Below are 18,887 nucleotides of genomic sequence, written 5' to 3' on the forward strand. Positions count from 1 at the left end.
TCCTCTTCTCTAGTGTGAACCATCAAAGGGAAACCTATTACAGAGGAGTGGATTCATCAAACGTCTTATGAGCAAGAGTTACCTCATTCAGGTACTCTTCATCTACTTGTATTCCTATTCCTGATTTCTTTGGAACCTCGATGGATCCTCGGTTCATTACAATCTCAGGGTGTACGAGGTCTTTATGAAAATACCTGGTAGAACCGGACAAATCACCTGGAATCGTAAAGTTTGGCAGGGAAGCCAGGGCAAGGTTATGCGCTTTGGAAATACCCGATTCTACCATCCCGCCGCACCATACAGGAACTCCACGCGATCGACAGAAGTCGTGAATTTTCACAGCTGCTGTTAACCCTCCGACACGACTGATTTTTATGTTGATAATCCGGCAACTTCCCAGTTCAACCGCTTGGACGGCATCTTGAAAAGACATAATGGACTCATCCAAACAAATAGGGGTCTTCATTTCCTTTTGGAGCCTTTTATGCCAATAAAAGTCCCCTGCAGCAAAAGGTTGCTCTATCATTGTCAGACCATGATCATCTAAAGAACATAAATGGTCCATATCCTCAGGATGGTATTGACCATTCGCATCAATCATAATCGGAAGGTCCGGGTCGATTTCTTGAATGGTTGTTATCGCTTCCCTTTCCCTTCCTTTAACCACTTTCAATTTATATCGTTGAAAACCTTCTGCCTTCAATCTGTCCACGTCATTTTCTAATGAACCTCCTAAGCTGATCACTGCCCCTGCACCGACAGATGAGCGGGTTCCTCCAATGAGATCTGCTAGACTTTGCCCGGTTTGTTTTCCATACAAGTCCCACAGAGAGCCTTCCAACCCTGCTTTTGCCATCGGATGACCTTGCACTCCTTCACTCTGTTCTGCACAATCAGATGGGTGCTCTGCTCCATTTTTAAGGAGAGAAGGAATTAAGTAGTCCTCAAGAATATGCCAAGCTGTATCTAACGTTTCATAAGTGTAAAAAGGATCAGGAAATGCTGTCACTTCCCCGTACCCTATACGTCCTGCATCATCCCTTACCTCTATAATGATAAGCGGACGTTCCTTCAATTCCGCCTGGTGAGTAACGAATGGGGCTTTGAGTGGGAGAGAAACTTTTCTTAAACGAACCGATTGTATTCTCATCCCTCTCCTCCTTGCATAGAAAAGGAGGACAGACGTCTCCGTAGTAGTTTGTTTGACGCATTTCTGGGAAGTTCATCGATCCAATGAACCTCTCTTGGACACTTATATTTCGCCAACCGCTTCCTGCACCAGTCCATCACTTCTTTTTCCGTGAGGCTGGCTCCATTTTCAACTACAATGTATGCCACAGGCACTTCTCCCCAGCGTTCATCAGGACGTCCAGTCACACCTGCTTCCCGTACCCCTGGCAAAGAGGATAGCACGCTCTCCACCTCTGCTGGGTAAATGTTTTCCCCTCCTGAGATGATCAAGTCTTTCACTCGGTCAACGACATACAAAAATCCATCTTCATCTTCAAATCCTAGATCTCCTGTCCGCAAGTACTCGCCTTCTCTTTTTGGACGATTATAATATCCTTTCGAGACCATTGGGCCCCGGACGATGATTTCACCAACTTCTCCTCTTTCTTTGCCGTCTATATACAAATGCGCAGGGGTTAGGGCTTTACCTGCTGAACCTAGTTTTGAGAAAGCGAATTCCGGACTGAGGGTGGCGATTTGAGAGGAAGTCTCTGTCATCCCGTAGGTTTGGAAAACGGGTATCTCTTTTGCAGATGTCTTTTTCAGTATAACCTCAGGAACAGGTCCGCCCCCCAGCAACATGCAGCGGAAGTCGTCTGGATACGTCCCGTCTTCAAGCTTCTCGAGTAAGCGCTGCAGCATAACGGTCACGACAGATACATGGGTAATGGCTTTATCCATAATGGCTTCATGAACTCCTCTGGCATCGAACTTTTCAAAAAGCATGAGCGGCATGCCGTAAACAACACTCTTCATCAAAATGGAAAAGCCTCCGACATGAAACAAAGGTAAACAATTCAGCCACTTGTCCTTCGCATGGACACCTAAATTTAATGCGGACGCGACGGCACTGTGCCAATGGTTTCCATACGTATGCATGACGGCTTTCGGATTGCCGGTTGTCCCTGAAGTGTACATCATCGTATAAACGTCATCGAGATCGAGGTCCGTTTGAAGTTCATAGAGATTTTCCTTTCTCTCCGTTAAATGTTCAAGCCTATGCACATCAAGATTCATCTCTAATACCGAATCTGCAGCTACTTGCACATGGCGTCCATCAGCATACACATGTGAAACGTTCGCATCCTCAATCTGATATGCAATTTCCGCTGAAGTCAGTCTCGTGTTCAAAAGAACAGCTACCGCGCCGACATAACTTACTGCATGAATGAAAACTGCGTACATCGTACTGTTGCTCGCTAACAAAGCCACATGCTCGCCCCGTTTCACCCCATTTTCTATAAGAGCAAAAGCCACCTTCCGGCTTTTATCCCTTAGTTCAGAAAAACTGATCCTTTCACCATCTGGTGTTTCAATCGCCGTACGTTGCGGATGTAATGCCGCCTGTTTATCTAACCAATGCGGAATGCGTTCGCCCATTTTAACCCTTCCTTTACCTAGTTCTGTTAAACTGACGCTCGAATCATAAAAGGGGCTATCCTTTCTACAGGATGCCCCTTCACAAGTGGTTTCATATATAGAGACGGATCAAGGGAAACGTGGGAACTGATCGAAGTCAGGCTTTCTTTTCTCCTTGAAGGCATCTCGTCCTTCTTTTGCTTCCTCTGTTGTGTAATACAACAATGTGGCGTCTCCACCCATTTGTTGCAGACCAGCTAGACCGTCTGTATCGGCATTGAAGGAAGCCTTCAGGAAACGCAAAGCAGTCGGTGACTTCTCAAGCATTTCACGACCCCATTGTACGGTTTCAGCTTCAAGATCTTCCAATGGTACAACCGTATTCACCAGACCCATTTCCTCTGCTTCTCTCGCGGAGTACTGACGGCACAGATACCAAATTTCACGGGCTTTCTTATGACCTACGATACGAGCAAGCAATCCTGCTCCGTAACCAGCATCGAAACTTCCCACTTTTGGTCCGGTTTGACCGAAGATAGCATTATCAGCAGCAATCGTTAAATCGCAGACGATATGTAATACATGTCCACCACCGATTGCGTAACCAGAGACCATAGCTACCACTGGCTTTGGAATGACACGGATCAAACGTTGCAAATCAAGTACATTCAAACGAGGAATATGGTCATCCCCAACATAACCACCGTGGCCACGTACTTTCTGGTCTCCACCAGCACAGAATGCATCGTCGCCGGCTCCTGCAAGAACAATAACTCCTATTCTAGAGTCATCACGAGCATAAGCAAAAGCATCAATTAACTCATGTACCGTCTGCGGACGGAAGGCATTACGAACTTCCGGGCGGTTAATCGTAATTTTAGCGATCCCTTCAAATCTCTCATACATAATATCTTCATATTCGCGTTCACTAACCCAATCAAAAGACATAGTATTTCCTCCTTTTTCTACATACATTTTCTATATTCCTCATGAAAAAACGCTTTCCTACACTATTCATTTTATCATGAAGCCATCTACAATTTTAGCAAAAATCCCAGGATTCTCAAGGTGGACGGTGTGACCAGCTCCTTTTACCACTCGATGGGCAGCCTGAGAGAAATGTTCAGCCATATCCTTATTGATTCTTTGGAACTTCTCGTCTTCCTCTCCTGTCACTAATAAGACGGGGCATTTGAGGGAAGGTAACTGATCCCACCAGGACGGTTGGTGACCTGTACCCATACCGAGAAGCGATTCAGAAAGACCTTCAGCCGTCTGACTGAGGCGTTCTTCTCTTAAAGTTTTTGCCACATCATCAGGAAGGAATTGCTGTGTCTCAAAAAGAGGGAGGCTTTCCCAAAGGTTTACGAAAGATTCGATTCCTTCTTCCATCAATTTTTCCGACAACCCTTTATCTTTCGCTTGTCGTGACAGCTGTTCTTCGGTTGTAGGTAAACCTGGAGAGGCACTTTCAAGTATTAATCGAATTACGTATTCAGGGTAAAGCATAGCAAACGATAGAGCTGTTCTCCCCCCCAGGGAATATCCAAGCAGGGAAACCTTTTCTAATCCCAGCTGATCCAGCATAGCTTTGAGATCCCGACAAAAGCGTTCCATCGTTACCACACCAATCGCCCCTGTCTTACCGTGACCTGGCAAATCTACTTTTAAAAAGCGATAGGAATTTTCAAAACGGGAAGTGATGGAGTCAAAAGTTGAGGTGCGGCCTGTGAACCCGTGGAGCAGGACGAGGACTTCGCCTTCTCCTTCATCCTCGACCCAATATTCTCTTTCGTTTACCTTCATTCTCAAAATCCTTCACTCCAGTCCAAAACCACTTTTTCTACATTGGACCAACGCTCCCTGTGAAAGGCTACATGATCTTCACGATTTGTCACCACTTCAATGACATTCAACCCCAGGCTTGCATAACTTTCTGACAGGGCTCGTTTATAAGACTCCCAATTTGTCACCAGTCTGTGTGTGCCTCCATACATTCCGATGACAGGACCGAGGTCTAGGCCTAAAGGTGTGCCAAAGAGCTCTTCAAAGTGATCGGGATGCTTGGATTGAGGCAGGTAGGAAAATATCCCTCCTCCATCATTGTTAATCACAACGATGGTCAGTGGAATCTTTTTATTCTTTGCCATCCATAGCCCATTCAAGTCATGAAAGAAAGAAATATCACCTAACAAAAGCGTGGTAGGTTTGCCTGTAGCGGCTGTACCAATCGCTGTACTGACCACACCATCAATTCCATTTGCTCCTCTGTTTGCCATCAGCTGAATATTTTTGGGTGAAGCCATGAAGAAACTGTCGACATCCCTGATCGGCATACTGTTACCTATAAAGAAGTTAGAATCATCCGGCATTGTTTCTGACAAATAGACGACCGCGTGTCCTTCATTGAGCGAATGCTCAGGTTCCAACAGCATTTCATTCTTCGCTAAAACATTCATCTGCTGCCACATGGAAAGCCATGAGGTCTCTACATTTCCATCAGGCATAAAACTGGACAACCTTTCACACAATTGGACAGGTTCACTCCAAATGAAAGTCGCCCCGATACCCGCAGGCTCCCGAAACTCATGCTGATCATCCACAACATAGTGATCAATCTTTTCTTTATACTCCTTGACCCATTTCAAGTACGCTTTGGAAACAGGCATTGCGCCAAAACGGACGATGTAATCGGGCACGACTTGACCTTTAACAGTTTGAGACTTAAGCAGAGCATCATAATTCTCAATGATATTCCTTTTATCGTGACTCCCTGTACGAAGTTGCGATAAAGGGTCGGCAAATACAGGGACCCCGAGTCGGGAGCCGAGATTTGTCACTGCCTCAGCTAAACGAGGCTCCGTTTGTGGCCCTACGACCAGTAAACCCTTCTCTCCTTGAGCCAGCCGTTCAAATAATTGCTTGACCTGATCGTCCGGCATCACTAAACTCCCTCTCTGAGCTCTTGAAATTGGCTGGACACCACCGCGCCATGCCTCTTCCAACTCAAAGTCTGGGATTAATGGTTCGCGGAAGGGAATATTCAGATGCACGGGACCTTGCCCAGTAATCGATTCTTCCACTGCTCTCGCCGCCTGTTGCCTTGCATAATAGAAGTTATTTTCTTCCGGCAACGCTAGGTCCTGATACCATTTCACATAGCTGCCATACATCTGTATTTGATTAATGGCTTGAGGTGCACCGACTTCTCTCAACTCATGCGGCCTGTCTGCAGTTAAGACAACAAGGGGTACCCGACTGTAGAAAGCCTCGACAATGGCCGGATAATAGTTGGCAGCTGCCGTTCCGGATGTACAAACAAGCGCTACTGGCTTTTGTTCCTGCTTCGCGATCCCCAAAGCAAAAAAAGCAGCTGAGCGTTCATCAAGGTGAACCCAATGGTTCACCTCTGAATGCTCAGCAAAAGTCATAGCTAATGGAGTAGACCTTGAACCTGGTGATAGGACGACATGCTCGACACCAGAGTATACGAGTTGGTCTACAAAATGAGTCACATATTTTGATAAGGCTTCTACATGTCCCATTCTGATCCTCCCAATACATTCATCATCGGTTTTAGTTTGACAGCCGTTTCTGCAAATTCCGCTTCAGGATCGGAATCTTCGACTACACCACAACCAGCAAACAAAGAGGCTTCCTTTTGCTGAATGAGCGCGGAACGGATGGCCACAGCAAACTCCCCGTTATCCTGTGCATCAAACCAACCAATTGGTCCTGCATACCAGCCTCTATTCAACGTTTCATGTGTTCGGATGTACTCTACCGAAACCTGCTGCGGCATTCCGCCGAGAGCCGGTGTCGGATGGAGTTTCTCGATCACATCAAGCAGGGTGTACCCTTGATCCAATACAGCTTTCACTGGAGTGTACAAATGCTGCAGATTCCGGAGCGGATAAAGGACAGGTCCATTCGGTACTTCGACTTGACTGCTGCATGCCTCCACCGCTTCTTTGATCATTTCGACTACAAACTGATGCTCTTGACGGTTTTTAGGGTCACCAAGCAATTCTTCTCCCAGCTTGAAATCTTCCTCCTCGGTCCTGCCACGTGGCACTGTTCCTGCAAGACAGGTGGACACAAGCTCCCTTTCTTCCACTTTCGCAAGCCTTTCAGGGGTCGCACCAATAAAGTGATCTCCTTCACTTTCATAGCAGAAAATATAACTGTTTGGCTGTGTATCGGCTAATGCTTTCAAAACAGCGGTAATCTGTACATTTTCTTTGAATGTAATGCGGAGTTCTCTTGCTAGAACGACTTTCTCCATCAATCCTGCTGTAATATCTTCCGTCGCTTTTTTCACCGATTCTTTCCAAGCTTCAGGAGCAACCTCAAAGGTCTGTTCAATGACAGGCAAAGAACCAGTCACCTCTCCTTTCTTAAGAAGAGAATCCCGGTGATTCTGAATTTGGTTGGCAATCTGTTGCTGATGGTCTTCCGGGAAAATGAGTGCGTTAATAGTTAAATACGTTTCCCCTTCCACTTTGGTTAACAAAAAAGCAGGAATCGTCAATTGACTGTCAGGAAAGGATTCCCAAGGTGTGTCCTCTTTTTGTTCAGGATCGAAACTGAATCCGCCAAGTGCCACCATTCCTGTTCCTTTTTTATTATAATCATCATGCACCATCGCATTTTCCTGCAGCTGCGTCCATAGAGATTGGACTTCGCGAAAACGTTGTTTACTTTTTGCATACAATTGACTGGCCTTTCCTATTCCGACCATGGTCAAATCATTTTCAGCGCTCTGCCAAAACGAGCGATGCTGATCAATATGCTGACCCGTTTCAAAAAATTGAAAGGGATCTTGATCATCTATATGTTCAACTATACTAATAAAAAGAGGTTCCCCAAGATGATGTGCTTTCTGAAGAGCTTCCCCTACCACTTCCTCTATTTGAGGGGCCTTCGTGTGAAGCATATATATTCCTCCCATTCTTTAAGGGACGTTATCTACTCTCTACACACAAAGCAAACGGATACTTCTGTGTGCATGCATCACTCTCTATTTTATTCTCTTTTTTCTCTTGACTCAAGGAATCTTGCTCTAAAACCAACATTTTCTTACATTGATTGACACTCCAGTACGCTTTCCCTAAAATTAAACTGTTATCATAACAAGAGTATTGTTACAAGGGAGAGAACACCAATGAGCTCTGTTCAAAACCAAAACATAAAAGCTTCCTTGAATGAACGCGAAGGTTTCCAAGTATGGTGGCGGTTGTTACGTCCACATACACTGACGGCTGCCTTTGTCCCAGTTTTCGTCGGGACAATGCTTGCGGCTACGGAACAAACGATCAACTTCTGGTTATTTGCCGCGATGTTGCTCGCTTCCATCCTCATTCAAGCAGCTACCAATATGTTTAATGAGTATTATGATTACAAGCGAGGCTTAGATAATGAAAATTCAGTCGGTATCGGAGGGACGATTGTCCGTGACGGAATCAACCCTAAGACCGTACTTTTTTTAGCCTATCTATTCTTTTTATTCGCAGGATTACTAGGTGTCTACATTTGCGCTGCTTCAAGCTGGTGGATTGCTGTCATCGGGTTGGTTTCCATGCTATTCGGCTATCTTTACACAGGCGGTCCATTGCCGATCGCGTACACGCCTTTCGGTGAAGTAACAGCTGGTTTTTTCATGGGCACCATCATCATTGGGATCAGTTATTTCATTCAAACCCTTTCGATTACAGCTGAAGTGATCATCGTTTCCATTCCTGTGGCCATCTTTGTCGGTACCATTTTGTTAGCCAACAATATCAGGGACCGTGTCGGGGATGCCGAAAACGGAAGGAAAACGCTGGCTATACTTTTCGGTCACAAAGGATCCATCGTTTTTATAAGTTCACTTTTCGCAACAGCCTTTATCTGGACAGGTGTATTGATCATCGTAGGCATACTACCTATATGGTCGTGCATTACCTTCATTAGTGTGATAAAAGCAAAGAAAGCCATTCAGGGATTTATAGGAAAAACTCAACCCTTGGAAATGATGCCTGCCATGAAAGCTACGGCGCAGACGAACACCATTTATGGTTTCCTTCTAGGTCTATCCTTACTATTACACCTTAACTTCCCTCTTTTCTAAGAGAGAGAACCAGAAAAAACACATCAGGAGAAACAAAAAGGATGGTCCCCACCATCCTTTTTGTTTTTCCTAAAGCTCTTTTTTCTTCAAGACTCCGTTTAGAGCCAGCCGGGGTCCGTTGCCTTATTAGGGCTCAGGGCTGGTTTGTATTCGACAATCCTGCCAAATGGTTGAGTAAGTGAGTTATGATTTAAGTATATAACATGAAGGTTTGACCATTTTTACAATGGGAATAATACAAAAAGGACGGGATGAATATGAACAACTCTATGATGAAGAATACATTGATGGAAGCACTAGGGATGGAAGTGATAACGGCAGAAGCGACAAAGGTAAAAATACGCATGCCTGTCGATCACCGTACTCATCAGCCCATGGGGTTTCTCCATGGCGGAGCAAGTGTGGCATTAGCTGAGAGCGCTGCGAGCATTGGGGCGTTTTTAAACATTGACCCTGATCATCAACAGGTTTTTGGTATAGAAATCAATGCCAACCATATCAAAGGTGCCCGGAATGGACATGTAGAAGGAACAGCAACTCCAGCCCATATTGGGAAGAATACGATGGTATGGGAAATACAAATTGTTAATGAAGTGGGAGAGTTGTTGTGCGTATCCCGGTGCACTGTAGGAGTCGTTCCATTAAAAAAATAACCGAACGGTATAGTTGAAAGGAGCCACTTTTCGCATGTTAAATGATAAACAACAACAAAAATTCAAGGACCGCCTTCTAGAAATGAAAGAAGAAGCTGAAGCACAAATGGAAGAATACAAAGAAGATCAAGCAAAAGAAGATTATGAAAACGACCGAACCGGTGAAATATCAAGCGTGGCTGATCACCCGGGTGATCAGGGTACGGATCAATTTGAGAGAGCGAAAGAACAGACTTTCTATGAGCAGGCGCGGGAAAAATTAATGGAAGTAGAAGATGCCCTCCAGCGAATGGAGGAGGGAAGATATGGTCTGAGTGAAAAATCAGGTGAGCCGATACCCATTGAGCGTTTGGAAGCGATGCCCACAGCACGTTTTAAAGTGGAAGAAATCGAAAACGAACGAAATAATTAAAAGAAAAGCGAGGGGAAGGTTCCCCTCGCTTTTTTATGCGGCTGACTGTCGCACACTTTTTTGTTCGATCCAGTCTTTCATTTTAACGAATAACATAATGAATAAGGATCCAGCAATCGCTCCTTTAATCACATTAAAAGGAAGGATCCCCGCTACGATCGTCATCCATTTCACATCTGCACTCATTGTCTCCCACCCCATAAACCAGCTATAAGCAGGAAGAATAAGGAAGTAATTAAGCACACTCATCGTCAATGCCATAAAGACGGAACCAAAAACCAAACCTAGAATAAGGGATTTCACCGTCTTTCCTTTGCGATAGATCATGGCCACTGGAACAATAAAGAGTACGCCGGCAAAGAAATTCGCAGCGACCCCGATAGGATCAGAAACGCCGGTAAAAATCATATATAGACCATTTTTCAATGCTTCCACTACAATACCTGCGAACGGCGAAAATAAAATTGCAGCTAGAAGTGCTGGAATATCACTAACATCCACTTTTAAATATGGAGGTAAAAAGGGAAGCGGAAATTTCAAAAACATTAACACCATTGATATCGTACCAAGTAACGCTAAAATGACTAACTTTTGCAGTTTTGATGATTGCCCCGTATAAGAGTTCATCATCGATCTCCTCCTTCATCTTTTCATCGATTCACATCCCAGATGAAGGTGAACGGCCTATAAAAACACATAAAAATAACCCTGTAGCATTTAGGGCTAAGGGTAGTCGTGTCCATAGGAAAATAGAGGTAGCGTTTAATCTACCTAATCCGTTCGACATCTTCTCCCATCCAGACTTTAACTGTCGGTCCCGGACTTTCACCAGGTCCACCGTATGGTCAAACCATACGGGTCACGGACTTAAAGAACTCAAGTTCTTCTTACCGTCGGTCGGGAATTGCACCCTGCCCCGAAGATGGAATCGATATGTTGTTGTAGATTTATTTTATACAAAACGCTGTGATATCGCAAGTTTAATATTTTGTGACTATTTTTTCTGTTCTTTTCATAGATTTGCGCATCATTTGATATTAAATGATAATTTGTAATCCATTTCCCGTCCCTGAAACCCAGTGCATAAAAAAAGGAAAATACTATAAAGGTATTTTCCTCAATGCCCCAAATCAGGGAACTTTTATGAAGTTTATGCTGATGGAGACTGCATTTTATCTGTAGCATCGATAAACAGACGGAGAGTTGAAGAAACTGTGGATACATCGACGAGACCATCTTCACTATCTTTCACTTTATCGAGCTGCATAAGAATGTATTCATCATACCCATGCAACTGCAGCTGTCCGGCGCAAATCTTCCCTTTCAACGTCATAATTTGTTGATGCAGTAATTCCCGATCCATGCAGATCACTCCTTAATATAGAAGATTATATCTGCTATTCTTTCCAATTATGCTTTAAATAAACAAAACACCGAGGAGCTCCTCGGTGCTTGAAGGATTATTCATCTAGCGGATTCAGACTTTCGTTTCCTGTCATATTCTTAATCATTTCTACCATTAAGCAGATCTCTTCTTCGATGTCCTGAACGCTTACGGTTTCTACAGGAGAATGCATATAACGGAGCGGCAGGGAAACGAGACTGACTGGAACGCCTTTTCCGGTAAGTCTCATCTTATCGGCATCTGTCCCAGTCATTCTAGGTGTCAGCTCATACTGCACATCCATTTCGAGAGCTTTCGCTGTCTTCTCCAGAAGCTTGTTAATCTTCCGGTTGATTGGAGCACCTTTTGCTAGTACAGGCCCTCCGTCTAAGCGGATGTCCCCATGTTTATTTTTGTTGACCCCGGGATAATCGGTAGCAAACGTGACATCGCAGGCAATAGCCATCGTTGGTTCAATACCAGCCGCAGCGAAATACGCTCCGCCCATGTTGGTTTCTTCATTGACAGTGCTTGCCGCATAGACCCCGACTTGAATGTCCTCCTTAGAAAGCCTCCTCAATACTTCTCCTACGATAAATTGTCCGGTGCGATTATCCAAACCGCGTCCAGCTATGTATCGATCCATCAACAGTTCCGGCTCTCTTTTATAAACAGCTAGATCTCCTATTTGAACAAATTGTTCCATCTCTTCTTTTGATTTCGCACCACAGTCAATAAAAAGATCATCTAAACCAAAATCACCTTTCAACCCACCATGGTGTTGAGCGTTCACTCCAATGACTCCTGTCAATTCTTTTGCATAGCCAAGAATGTGAACCTTCATTCCTACGGCTGCTTTCGGATTGATGCCCCCCATTTTGTCAAAGTGAAGATACCCTTGGTCATCAATACGGTTGATGACGAGCGCAATTTCATCACAGTGACCGGCTAAAAGGATTTTGAATTCTGCCTCAGGATTCAATACAGCGATGGCATTTCCCGCATGATCGGTTTTGATTTCGTCAGCAAACGGGCGCACCTCTTTGATCCACCTTTTTTGTATCGCCATTTCCATGCTGGATGGAGAAGGTGTGTTTAGCAATTCCATTAAGTAATTCAATCGTTCTTTATCCATAATCATCCCCCTTTTCTTTTATCATACCAAAAAAGGGGAATACCATTATAATTAGACGCTTATTCTGATCCTAATGAGGGAACATGATCTTGTACGGAGTTTTTAGAGGAGGAATTAGAATGAATTTAGAAAACTGGTTTAACAAAGGAATGACAGCACAGACCTACGTCGATCACATGCAAACACACCAGAAAGACTTTATTTATATATATGAAAACTTCCCGATCCCCGTTGAAGATGAGCCCGTATTTGAAAAAGTACAAAATAAAAAACTACGTGCGATTGTCCTTACAGAGGATTGGTGCGGGGATGCGATGTTAAACCTGCCGATTTTCTTAAAAATGGCAGAGCATGGGCATATCCCGGTCCATTTCCTTCTGCGGGACGAGAATCTAGAACTAATGGATCAATACTTGACGAACGGACAATCAAGGTCCATACCTAAAATTATATTCATCGACACTAAAGGGGATGAAGTGGGAACCTGGGGTCCAAGGGCTCCTGAAATCCAAGCATTCATCGATGATTCAATGGCCAATCTACCTAATCATAACGATGAAGATTTCAACGAAAAACGAAAAGAAATGCTTACGTTTATTACAAAAGCCTACCGAGATAATCGAGACTTCTGGGCTTGCGTCTATAAAGACTTGAAAGAAAAAATTTCATAACTTCATTTCCAAAAGGATCTCCTTAAATAAAGGAAGTCCTTTTATGTTTGAATCGAGACCGTAACAGCCATACTGAGGATAAAAAAGGGGCGTATGGCATGCAATCCTTAATCCGCCTATACTTCCAAATGCCGCTGTTTTTGCGGTTATTAACGACCGTACTATTTACCATGTCATTATTTGGGTTGATCATCCATATCATAGAGCCGCAAAACTTCCCTACTTTCTTTGATGGTCTCTGGTGGGCATTTGTGACAGGGGCTACCGTTGGGTATGGTGATTATGTCCCTTTGAGTGCAACAGGCAAAATCATCGCAATCCTTCTTATTCTATCAGGTGGAGGACTATTAACCTTTTATATGGCAACTGTATCTGCTTCCACTGTAAAGCATGAGCACGATTTATCCGAAGGTAAAGTTGCTTTCAAAGGAAGCGATCATCTCGTCATTATTGGTTGGAATGAACGGACAAGACATTTAATCAATATGCTTGACGCGCAAAATCTCCACGAACGTATTGTACTTATCGATCAAAGTATGAACCAACTATTGGATAATCATTCAAGTGTCCACTTCGTTCGTGGAAGTGCCACAAATGAAGAGATTTTAGAACAGGCAAACCTTAATGAAGCAAGAATGGCTATTATCACCGCAGACCCCTCCTTGGAAGAAGAACACTCTGACCAGGCGGTGATTCACCAAATTGTATCCTTGAAAGGTCATCACCCGGGATTATTTATTATTGCTGAGGTCTTGACGGAAAGGCAAAAAATTAATGCAGAACGTGCTGGGGCCAATACAGTTATTCGTTCCAATGACTTTATGAGTAGCTTGTTTTACCAGGAGTTGTACCGCAATGATCCTGTTAAGCCATTTGAGCTTCTATTAGGTTTGTTAACAGAACGGCAATTCCATGAAGAAAAAATTAAAGAAGATCTTGCGGGAAAATCCATTATGAATGCTTTCCAACACTTCTTAAAAGACCACTACCAAATCATCGGCATAAAAAAAGGCGAAGATCTATCCTTCGACCTTCACCCTGATATTGTATTGGAAGAAGGGGACGTACTTGTTGTTTTTTCACCCCTTCGAAAGTAATACCTGTTCCACTTGTGCAAGCAACTCTCTTCCCTTATTTATATGTTCTTCAGGAAAAGTAGCGTCTTTATCCACCGGCTCTTGGAACTGATCGAAAATTGCACGGAAGTTCCCTTCTTTGACGTTATCATCGAGGCCTGGATTGTATTTATGCGAGAGCAGGAACGGTTCTTTCATTTCAATCATCGCATAGTCACCGGGTGCATCCAAAGAGCCTGAGGTTACGACGAACGGGAGACGAATAAATTGATATCCAACATGATCGTCAATTTTGTAATCAAAATATCCATGCTCATAATCCCAGTTATCGGAAAGTTTAAATCCGAGCTCCTTCAGTTCACTCTCCACATCGTTATATGTGTAAACTTGCCCTGTAATTGGTGAAGATAATGGAATCACTGTCATCACTCCTTTATTCCTTACTATGCCCAAACAAAAAAAGCTCAGGTCATCCATTTTCTGGAGGACCCGAGCTTTTCTTTTATTTCAAGCGTTTTTCAAGTTCTTCTTTTTCTTTTTCAAATCCTGGTTTACCAAGTAGCGCAAACATGTTGACTTTGTATGCCTCTACACCTGGCTGGTCGAACGGATTCACACCCAATAGATATCCACTGATGGCACATGCTTTCTCAAAGAAGTACACGAGATATCCAAATGTGTACGCATCGCGTTTTGGCAGGTGCAAAATCAAGTTCGGCACATCACCATCTGTGTGGGCAAGCATAGTTCCAAGGTAAGCTTTTTCATTTACCTCGTCCACGGTGCCCCCTGCAAGGTAGTTCAGTCCGTCCAGGTTCTGGCTATCCTCTTCAATCGTAATGTCTGAAGAAGGTGTTTCGACGTTCAACACCGTTTCAAACAAGTCACGGCGCCCTTCCTGTACATACTGTCCAAGAGAGTGCAAATCTGTGGAGAAGTTTGCCGAAGCAGGGAAAATTCCTTTTTGGTCTTTTCCTTCACTCTCGCCAAACAGCTGCTTCCACCACTCAGCAAAATATTGAAGGGATGGCTCATAGTTCACGAGCATCTCGATTGTCTTCCCTTTGTTGTAAAGGACGTTTCTAACAGCAGCATACTGATACGCAGGGTTTTCAGACAGTTTATCCGTGCTCAATTCGCTTTGCGCCGCCTGAGCCCCTTTCATCATTTCATCAATATCGATACCGCTTGCAGCAATTGGAAGAAGTCCAACCGCAGTTAAAACGGAGTAACGACCGCCGACATCATCTGGTACAACGAAGGATTCATAACCTTGTTCACTAGCCAGAGTCTTAAGGGCCCCTTTTTCTTTATCTGTCGTTGCATAGATTCGTTTACGTGCCTCTTCAACGCCATATTTCTCTTCAAGGAATTTACGGAAGATGCGGAATGCAATCGCCGGTTCTGTCGTCGTTCCACTCTTAGAGATGACATTGATGGAAACATCTTTGTTCTTAAGTACATCAAAAAGTTCATTCATGTATGGTGCACTGATGCTGTTACCAACGAAGAACACTTGTGGTGTTTTTCTGTCTTCAGAAGACAACGCATTGTAAAAACTGTGATTCAACATTTCAAGCGCAGCACGTGCCCCTAAGTATGATCCACCGATTCCGATGACTAACAAAACATCCGAGTCCGACTTGATCTTTTCAGCGGATTTTTTTATACGCGCGAATTCCTCTTTATCGTAATCTTCAGGTAAATCCAACCATCCTAAAAAGTCATTTCCTGCTCCTGTTTTTTCGTGCAGGGATTGATGGGCAAGGGATACAGCTCCTTGCATATATTCTAGTTCGTGCTCACCAAAGAAAGGCAAAGCTTTTTCGTAATCAAAACGAACATGTGTCATTGATGACCCTCCAAATCGTCATTTTTTGCTTGACCAATTTCACTTTATCGAAACCTTACCTCCAAATCAAGCAAACGTAAAATTGTAAACGGATACATATAAAACTTTTATACATCTGTAAAAATAATGGAAGATCCCTTATCCAAGAATAACCAACCAACTCCACAAACGCTCGCTTTACTTGAAGACTCAGTTTGGAGACCTGGGGTTCGTTACCTAGGTTGAGCGTCAGGGGTGGCTGGGAAGCTACTCGTCCAGCTCCATCGCCCAGACACTCGCGTCATAAGCAGAACAGCAAAGGAATGAAAAGCACATTCCTTTGCTGTTCCTCTTATGCCAGTTAGTTAAATAAATGGATAAAAAAATCGGAGGGGAACCCTCCGATTTTCACATATTTACTTGGACATCTCCAAGATTCTCTGAACGTCTTCTTCATGCAGTTGATTGAAGTTTCCGAATGGTCCTCGTTTCATTGCCCGGTCGACGATAATATCGAATTTGTCGTCACCAATTTCGTAATCAGCCAATGTTTCCGGCGCACCGATTGAACTCCAGAAAGAACGCAAGGCTTTTATGCCCTCTTCAGCAACTTCTTTATCGCCTTTCCCTTCAGGGTTGACACCGAAGACTTTCGTAGCCAAACGAGCAAATCGTTGTTCGTTGACCTCCAAATTGTGTTTCATCCAGTTCGGGAATAGAATCGCCAGTCCGCCCGCGTGTGGGATGTCATAGACAGCAGATACCGCATGTTCGATATTGTGGCTTGCCCAATCGCCTCGGTATCCCATTTGAAGCATGCCATTGAGTGCAACGGTCCCTGCATACAAAATAGTTTCTCTATGCTCAAGTGACTCCAGGTTGTCAAGCAGCTTAGGGGCTGTTTCAATGACAGCTCTTAAAACACCTTCGACCATCTCATCCTGTACAGGAGACTGTGTTGGGTTATGGAAGTATTGTTCAAACAAGTGTGTCATCATATCAACAATTCCATAGATCGTTTGGTCTCTCGGAACACTTACTGTGTAAGCAGGATCAAGAATAGAGAAAGTCGGGTTCGTTAGAGGAGCTGCTCCCCATCCATACTTCTCATTCGTTTCCCAATTGGTTATAACAGCACCTGCATTCATTTCAGATCCTGTAGCTGCCAGGGTCAATACGGTTCCGAATGGGAGAGCTGATTCAGGTTTCGCTTTTCTTGTAACGAGATCCCATGGAGCTCCATCGTAATTCGCCCCAGCTGCAATCGTCTTGGTACAGTCAATGACACTGCCCCCGCCTACAGCAAGAAGGAAATCAATGTTTTCTTCTTTACAAATCTGAACTCCTTTTTCCACCGTGGTCAGTTTTGGATTGGGTTCTACTCCAGAAAGTTCCTGGACTTCCACACCGGCTTCGTTCAACTGACTCATCACTTGGTCATAAACACCATTCTTCTTTATACTCCCTCCGCCATACACAACAAGCACTTTTTTAGTACCGTCCGGTATTAGGGAAGGTAATTGACTAATTTGGTCTTTACCAAAAATTAATTTCGTCGGATTATGAAACGTAAAAGCATCCATAATGAAGTTCCCCTTTCTAAACTGAGCGTACGATGATATTATCCCCGAATTCCAAGGTATTCTCAAAAGATATGCAATTCGTATAAATTTTTTTCCTGCGTTTAAGCTAATAAAGAATAACAAAAAGGAGGTGTTTTAATGAATTGGTTGAATCGTGTGGCACTTCTTCTAGTCATTGTTGGAGCTATCAACTGGGGGTTGATTGGTTTATTTCAATATGATCTTGTCGCTGGGCTTTTCGGAGGTGGTGAACAAGGAGCATGGCTGGCACGGGTCATCTATACACTTGTCGGTATTAGCGGACTTATCGTCATATCTCTTTATTTCTCACCGGTAGCCGAACATGAGGAGTCCCCGGAAGCTGATCCGGTGGAATAGAAATCCTAAACGGCATCCCCATAAAAAAAAAAGGACCTGTTCCATGGAACAGGTCCTTTTCATATCTTTCTTACTTACGGAATTTTTCACGGTCGTCGGATTGTTTGATCCAATCTTCAAGCTTGTCTTTCAGCGTGTTGAAACCAGCTGTAGACTCTTCTTGTTTAGGTGCTGCTTGTTTACGAGGACGACGTGTTGCTGCCTTTGGAGCTTCTTGCGTCGCACGGATAGAAAGAGAATATTTATTGCTCTTTTCATCGATGTTTAGGATTTTAACTTGTACTTCGTCACCTTCAGAAAGGTGTTCGTTGATATCCTTCACGTAGCCGTGAGTAACTTCTGAAATGTGTACAAGACCTTGTACCTGCTCGTCTAGAGCAACGAACGCACCGTATGGCTGAATTCCTGTAACTTTACCTTCTAAAACTTGACCTTCTTGAAACTTATCTGACATGCTATACAACTCCTGATTTAATTATTATTCGCTTCTTTTCACGCAATAAATGATTTTACCATAAAAGCGATCATTTAGCAAAGTAAACTTAAACTTCTCAAAAGGTTTGAAATTTCCTATCCAATAAAGTGGTATAATATAGGAAAGAACAGAGGAGGTATGTTTATGTCCACTGGTAACAATATCCGCAAATACCGCGAGTTGAAGAACTTCTCAAAGGAAGATCTGGCAATGAAAGCAAGAATAGGGGTTCATACTCTGGAAAGTTATGAAACTGACGAACGTACACCTGAATTAGATACCATCCTTAAGATTTCAACCGTCCTTGATATCCCTGCCTCTGAATTGTTAGAGAACCATGAGGAAAACTCATCAGAAATTGATGAAGAATTGCAAAACCTCATACAGGAAATCGGCGTGAAACGTTCGAAACTCCTACTTAAAAAAGCCCGTGACTTCTCAGAACAGGACGTCCTTCGCGCAATGAATCTCCTCTATGATTTAAATCAACAAAAAAATTAAAAAAAGTAGGTTTATAAACTATGAAAGATGGTTATATTAAATAACGTAAGACTTTCTCGTATTCCCCCTGTGTAAGCAGAGCGAACGTTC

At 43.6% G+C, this 18,887-nt stretch carries 20 protein-coding genes and 1 riboswitch; of the genes, 7 read left to right on the forward strand and 13 right to left on the reverse strand.

Annotated elements, in window-relative coordinates:
* Positions 1–37 precede the first annotated feature (37 nt).
* The 6 genes from menC to HFA01_RS12250 form a co-directional block, all read right to left on the reverse strand.
* A complete protein-coding gene (menC, locus tag HFA01_RS12225; RefSeq protein WP_146816625.1) occupies positions 38–1,150 on the reverse strand; it encodes an o-succinylbenzoate synthase in 1,113 nt (370 codons plus the stop codon).
* Positions 1,147–2,610 (reverse strand): o-succinylbenzoate--CoA ligase, encoded by a 1,464-nt coding sequence (locus tag HFA01_RS12230; RefSeq protein ID WP_146816627.1) that lies wholly within the window; start codon positions 2,608–2,610, stop codon positions 1,147–1,149. Before HFA01_RS12230 ends, menC begins: the two co-directional genes overlap by 4 nt.
* 108 nt (positions 2,611–2,718) lie before the next feature.
* A complete protein-coding gene (menB, locus tag HFA01_RS12235) occupies positions 2,719–3,537 on the reverse strand; it encodes a 1,4-dihydroxy-2-naphthoyl-CoA synthase (RefSeq protein WP_089654878.1) in 819 nt (272 codons plus the stop codon).
* 66 nt (positions 3,538–3,603) lie between these two features.
* Positions 3,604–4,395, reverse strand: coding sequence for a 2-succinyl-6-hydroxy-2,4-cyclohexadiene-1-carboxylate synthase (gene menH / locus HFA01_RS12240; protein ID WP_146816629.1), 792 nt, complete (start codon positions 4,393–4,395; stop codon positions 3,604–3,606).
* 2 nt (positions 4,396–4,397) lie between these two features.
* Entirely contained in the window at positions 4,398–6,134 is a 1,737-nt protein-coding gene (menD, locus tag HFA01_RS12245; protein ID WP_146816631.1) for a 2-succinyl-5-enolpyruvyl-6-hydroxy-3-cyclohexene-1-carboxylic-acid synthase, read from the reverse strand.
* Positions 6,122–7,525 (reverse strand): isochorismate synthase, encoded by a 1,404-nt coding sequence (locus HFA01_RS12250; protein WP_146816633.1) that lies wholly within the window; start codon positions 7,523–7,525, stop codon positions 6,122–6,124. Before HFA01_RS12250 ends, menD begins: the two co-directional genes overlap by 13 nt.
* A gap of 228 nt (positions 7,526–7,753) precedes the next feature.
* On the opposite strand from HFA01_RS12250, the gene HFA01_RS12255 reads away from it, so the two are divergent.
* From HFA01_RS12255 to HFA01_RS12265, 3 genes are all read left to right on the forward strand, one after another.
* Positions 7,754–8,698 (forward strand): 1,4-dihydroxy-2-naphthoate polyprenyltransferase, encoded by a 945-nt coding sequence (locus HFA01_RS12255; protein WP_146816635.1) that lies wholly within the window; start codon positions 7,754–7,756, stop codon positions 8,696–8,698.
* Between the two features lie 257 nt (positions 8,699–8,955).
* The gene (locus tag HFA01_RS12260) at positions 8,956–9,351 is read left to right on the forward strand and encodes a hotdog fold thioesterase (RefSeq protein WP_146816638.1); all 396 of its coding nucleotides are present in this window, start codon (positions 8,956–8,958) and stop codon (positions 9,349–9,351) included.
* A gap of 34 nt (positions 9,352–9,385) precedes the next feature.
* Entirely contained in the window at positions 9,386–9,763 is a 378-nt protein-coding gene (locus HFA01_RS12265; protein ID WP_146816640.1) for a TraR/DksA C4-type zinc finger protein, read from the forward strand.
* A 33-nt stretch (positions 9,764–9,796) separates the two neighbouring features.
* Here the strand turns inward: HFA01_RS12265 and HFA01_RS12270 are convergent, their stop codons facing one another.
* The 3 genes from HFA01_RS12270 to HFA01_RS12280 all read right to left on the reverse strand — a co-directional run bounded on the left by HFA01_RS12270 (position 9,797) and on the right by HFA01_RS12280 (position 12,282).
* Entirely contained in the window at positions 9,797–10,390 is a 594-nt protein-coding gene (locus HFA01_RS12270; RefSeq protein WP_146816887.1) for an ECF transporter S component, read from the reverse strand.
* A gap of 154 nt (positions 10,391–10,544) precedes the next feature.
* Positions 10,545–10,691: riboswitch (FMN riboswitch) on the reverse strand.
* 222 nt (positions 10,692–10,913) lie between these two features.
* Positions 10,914–11,126 carry a hypothetical protein gene (locus HFA01_RS12275; protein WP_146816642.1) on the reverse strand — a complete coding sequence of 71 codons (213 nt, stop codon included), beginning with the start codon at positions 11,124–11,126 and terminating at the stop codon, positions 10,914–10,916.
* Positions 11,127–11,223: 97 nt separating this feature from the next.
* On the reverse strand, positions 11,224–12,282 hold the full coding sequence (locus HFA01_RS12280; protein WP_146816644.1) for a M20/M25/M40 family metallo-hydrolase: 1,059 nt from the start codon (positions 12,280–12,282) through the stop codon (positions 11,224–11,226).
* Positions 12,283–12,401: 119 nt separating this feature from the next.
* On the opposite strand from HFA01_RS12280, the gene HFA01_RS12285 reads away from it, so the two are divergent.
* Both HFA01_RS12285 and HFA01_RS12290 read left to right on the forward strand, forming a co-directional pair.
* A complete protein-coding gene (locus tag HFA01_RS12285; RefSeq protein WP_146816646.1) occupies positions 12,402–12,953 on the forward strand; it encodes a thioredoxin family protein in 552 nt (183 codons plus the stop codon).
* Positions 12,954–13,000: 47 nt separating this feature from the next.
* Entirely contained in the window at positions 13,001–14,050 is a 1,050-nt protein-coding gene (locus tag HFA01_RS12290) for a potassium channel family protein (RefSeq protein ID WP_246139325.1), read from the forward strand.
* On the opposite strand, the gene HFA01_RS12295 is transcribed toward HFA01_RS12290, so the two are convergent.
* The 3 genes from HFA01_RS12295 to HFA01_RS12305 all read right to left on the reverse strand — a co-directional run bounded on the left by HFA01_RS12295 (position 14,033) and on the right by HFA01_RS12305 (position 17,443).
* Positions 14,033–14,449 carry a YugN-like family protein gene (locus tag HFA01_RS12295; RefSeq protein ID WP_174787828.1) on the reverse strand — a complete coding sequence of 139 codons (417 nt, stop codon included), beginning with the start codon at positions 14,447–14,449 and terminating at the stop codon, positions 14,033–14,035. The genes HFA01_RS12290 and HFA01_RS12295 overlap by 18 nt on opposite strands.
* An 82-nt stretch (positions 14,450–14,531) precedes the next feature.
* Positions 14,532–15,881 (reverse strand): glucose-6-phosphate isomerase, encoded by a 1,350-nt coding sequence (locus HFA01_RS12300; RefSeq protein ID WP_146816648.1) that lies wholly within the window; start codon positions 15,879–15,881, stop codon positions 14,532–14,534.
* 395 nt (positions 15,882–16,276) lie between these two features.
* The gene (locus tag HFA01_RS12305) at positions 16,277–17,443 is read right to left on the reverse strand and encodes an iron-containing alcohol dehydrogenase (RefSeq protein WP_146816650.1); all 1,167 of its coding nucleotides are present in this window, start codon (positions 17,441–17,443) and stop codon (positions 16,277–16,279) included.
* Positions 17,444–17,581: 138 nt separating this feature from the next.
* Between HFA01_RS12305 and HFA01_RS12310 the strand changes: the two genes are divergently transcribed.
* A complete protein-coding gene (locus HFA01_RS12310) occupies positions 17,582–17,821 on the forward strand; it encodes a DUF378 domain-containing protein (protein ID WP_146816652.1) in 240 nt (79 codons plus the stop codon).
* A 70-nt stretch (positions 17,822–17,891) separates the two neighbouring features.
* Here HFA01_RS12310 and yugI read toward each other — a convergent pair whose 3' ends face one another.
* Positions 17,892–18,275: a S1 domain-containing post-transcriptional regulator GSP13 gene (gene yugI, locus HFA01_RS12315; protein WP_146816654.1), complete on the reverse strand. Its 384-nt coding sequence runs from the start codon at positions 18,273–18,275 to the stop codon at positions 17,892–17,894.
* A gap of 165 nt (positions 18,276–18,440) precedes the next feature.
* Between yugI and HFA01_RS12320 the strand changes: the two genes are divergently transcribed.
* Positions 18,441–18,797: a helix-turn-helix domain-containing protein gene (locus HFA01_RS12320; RefSeq protein ID WP_146816656.1), complete on the forward strand. Its 357-nt coding sequence runs from the start codon at positions 18,441–18,443 to the stop codon at positions 18,795–18,797.
* Positions 18,798–18,887: the final 90 nt, after the last annotated feature.

This window comes from Halobacillus faecis (assembly GCF_007991335.1).
Taxonomy (GTDB): Bacteria; Bacillota; Bacilli; order Bacillales; family Halobacillaceae; genus Halobacillus; species Halobacillus faecis.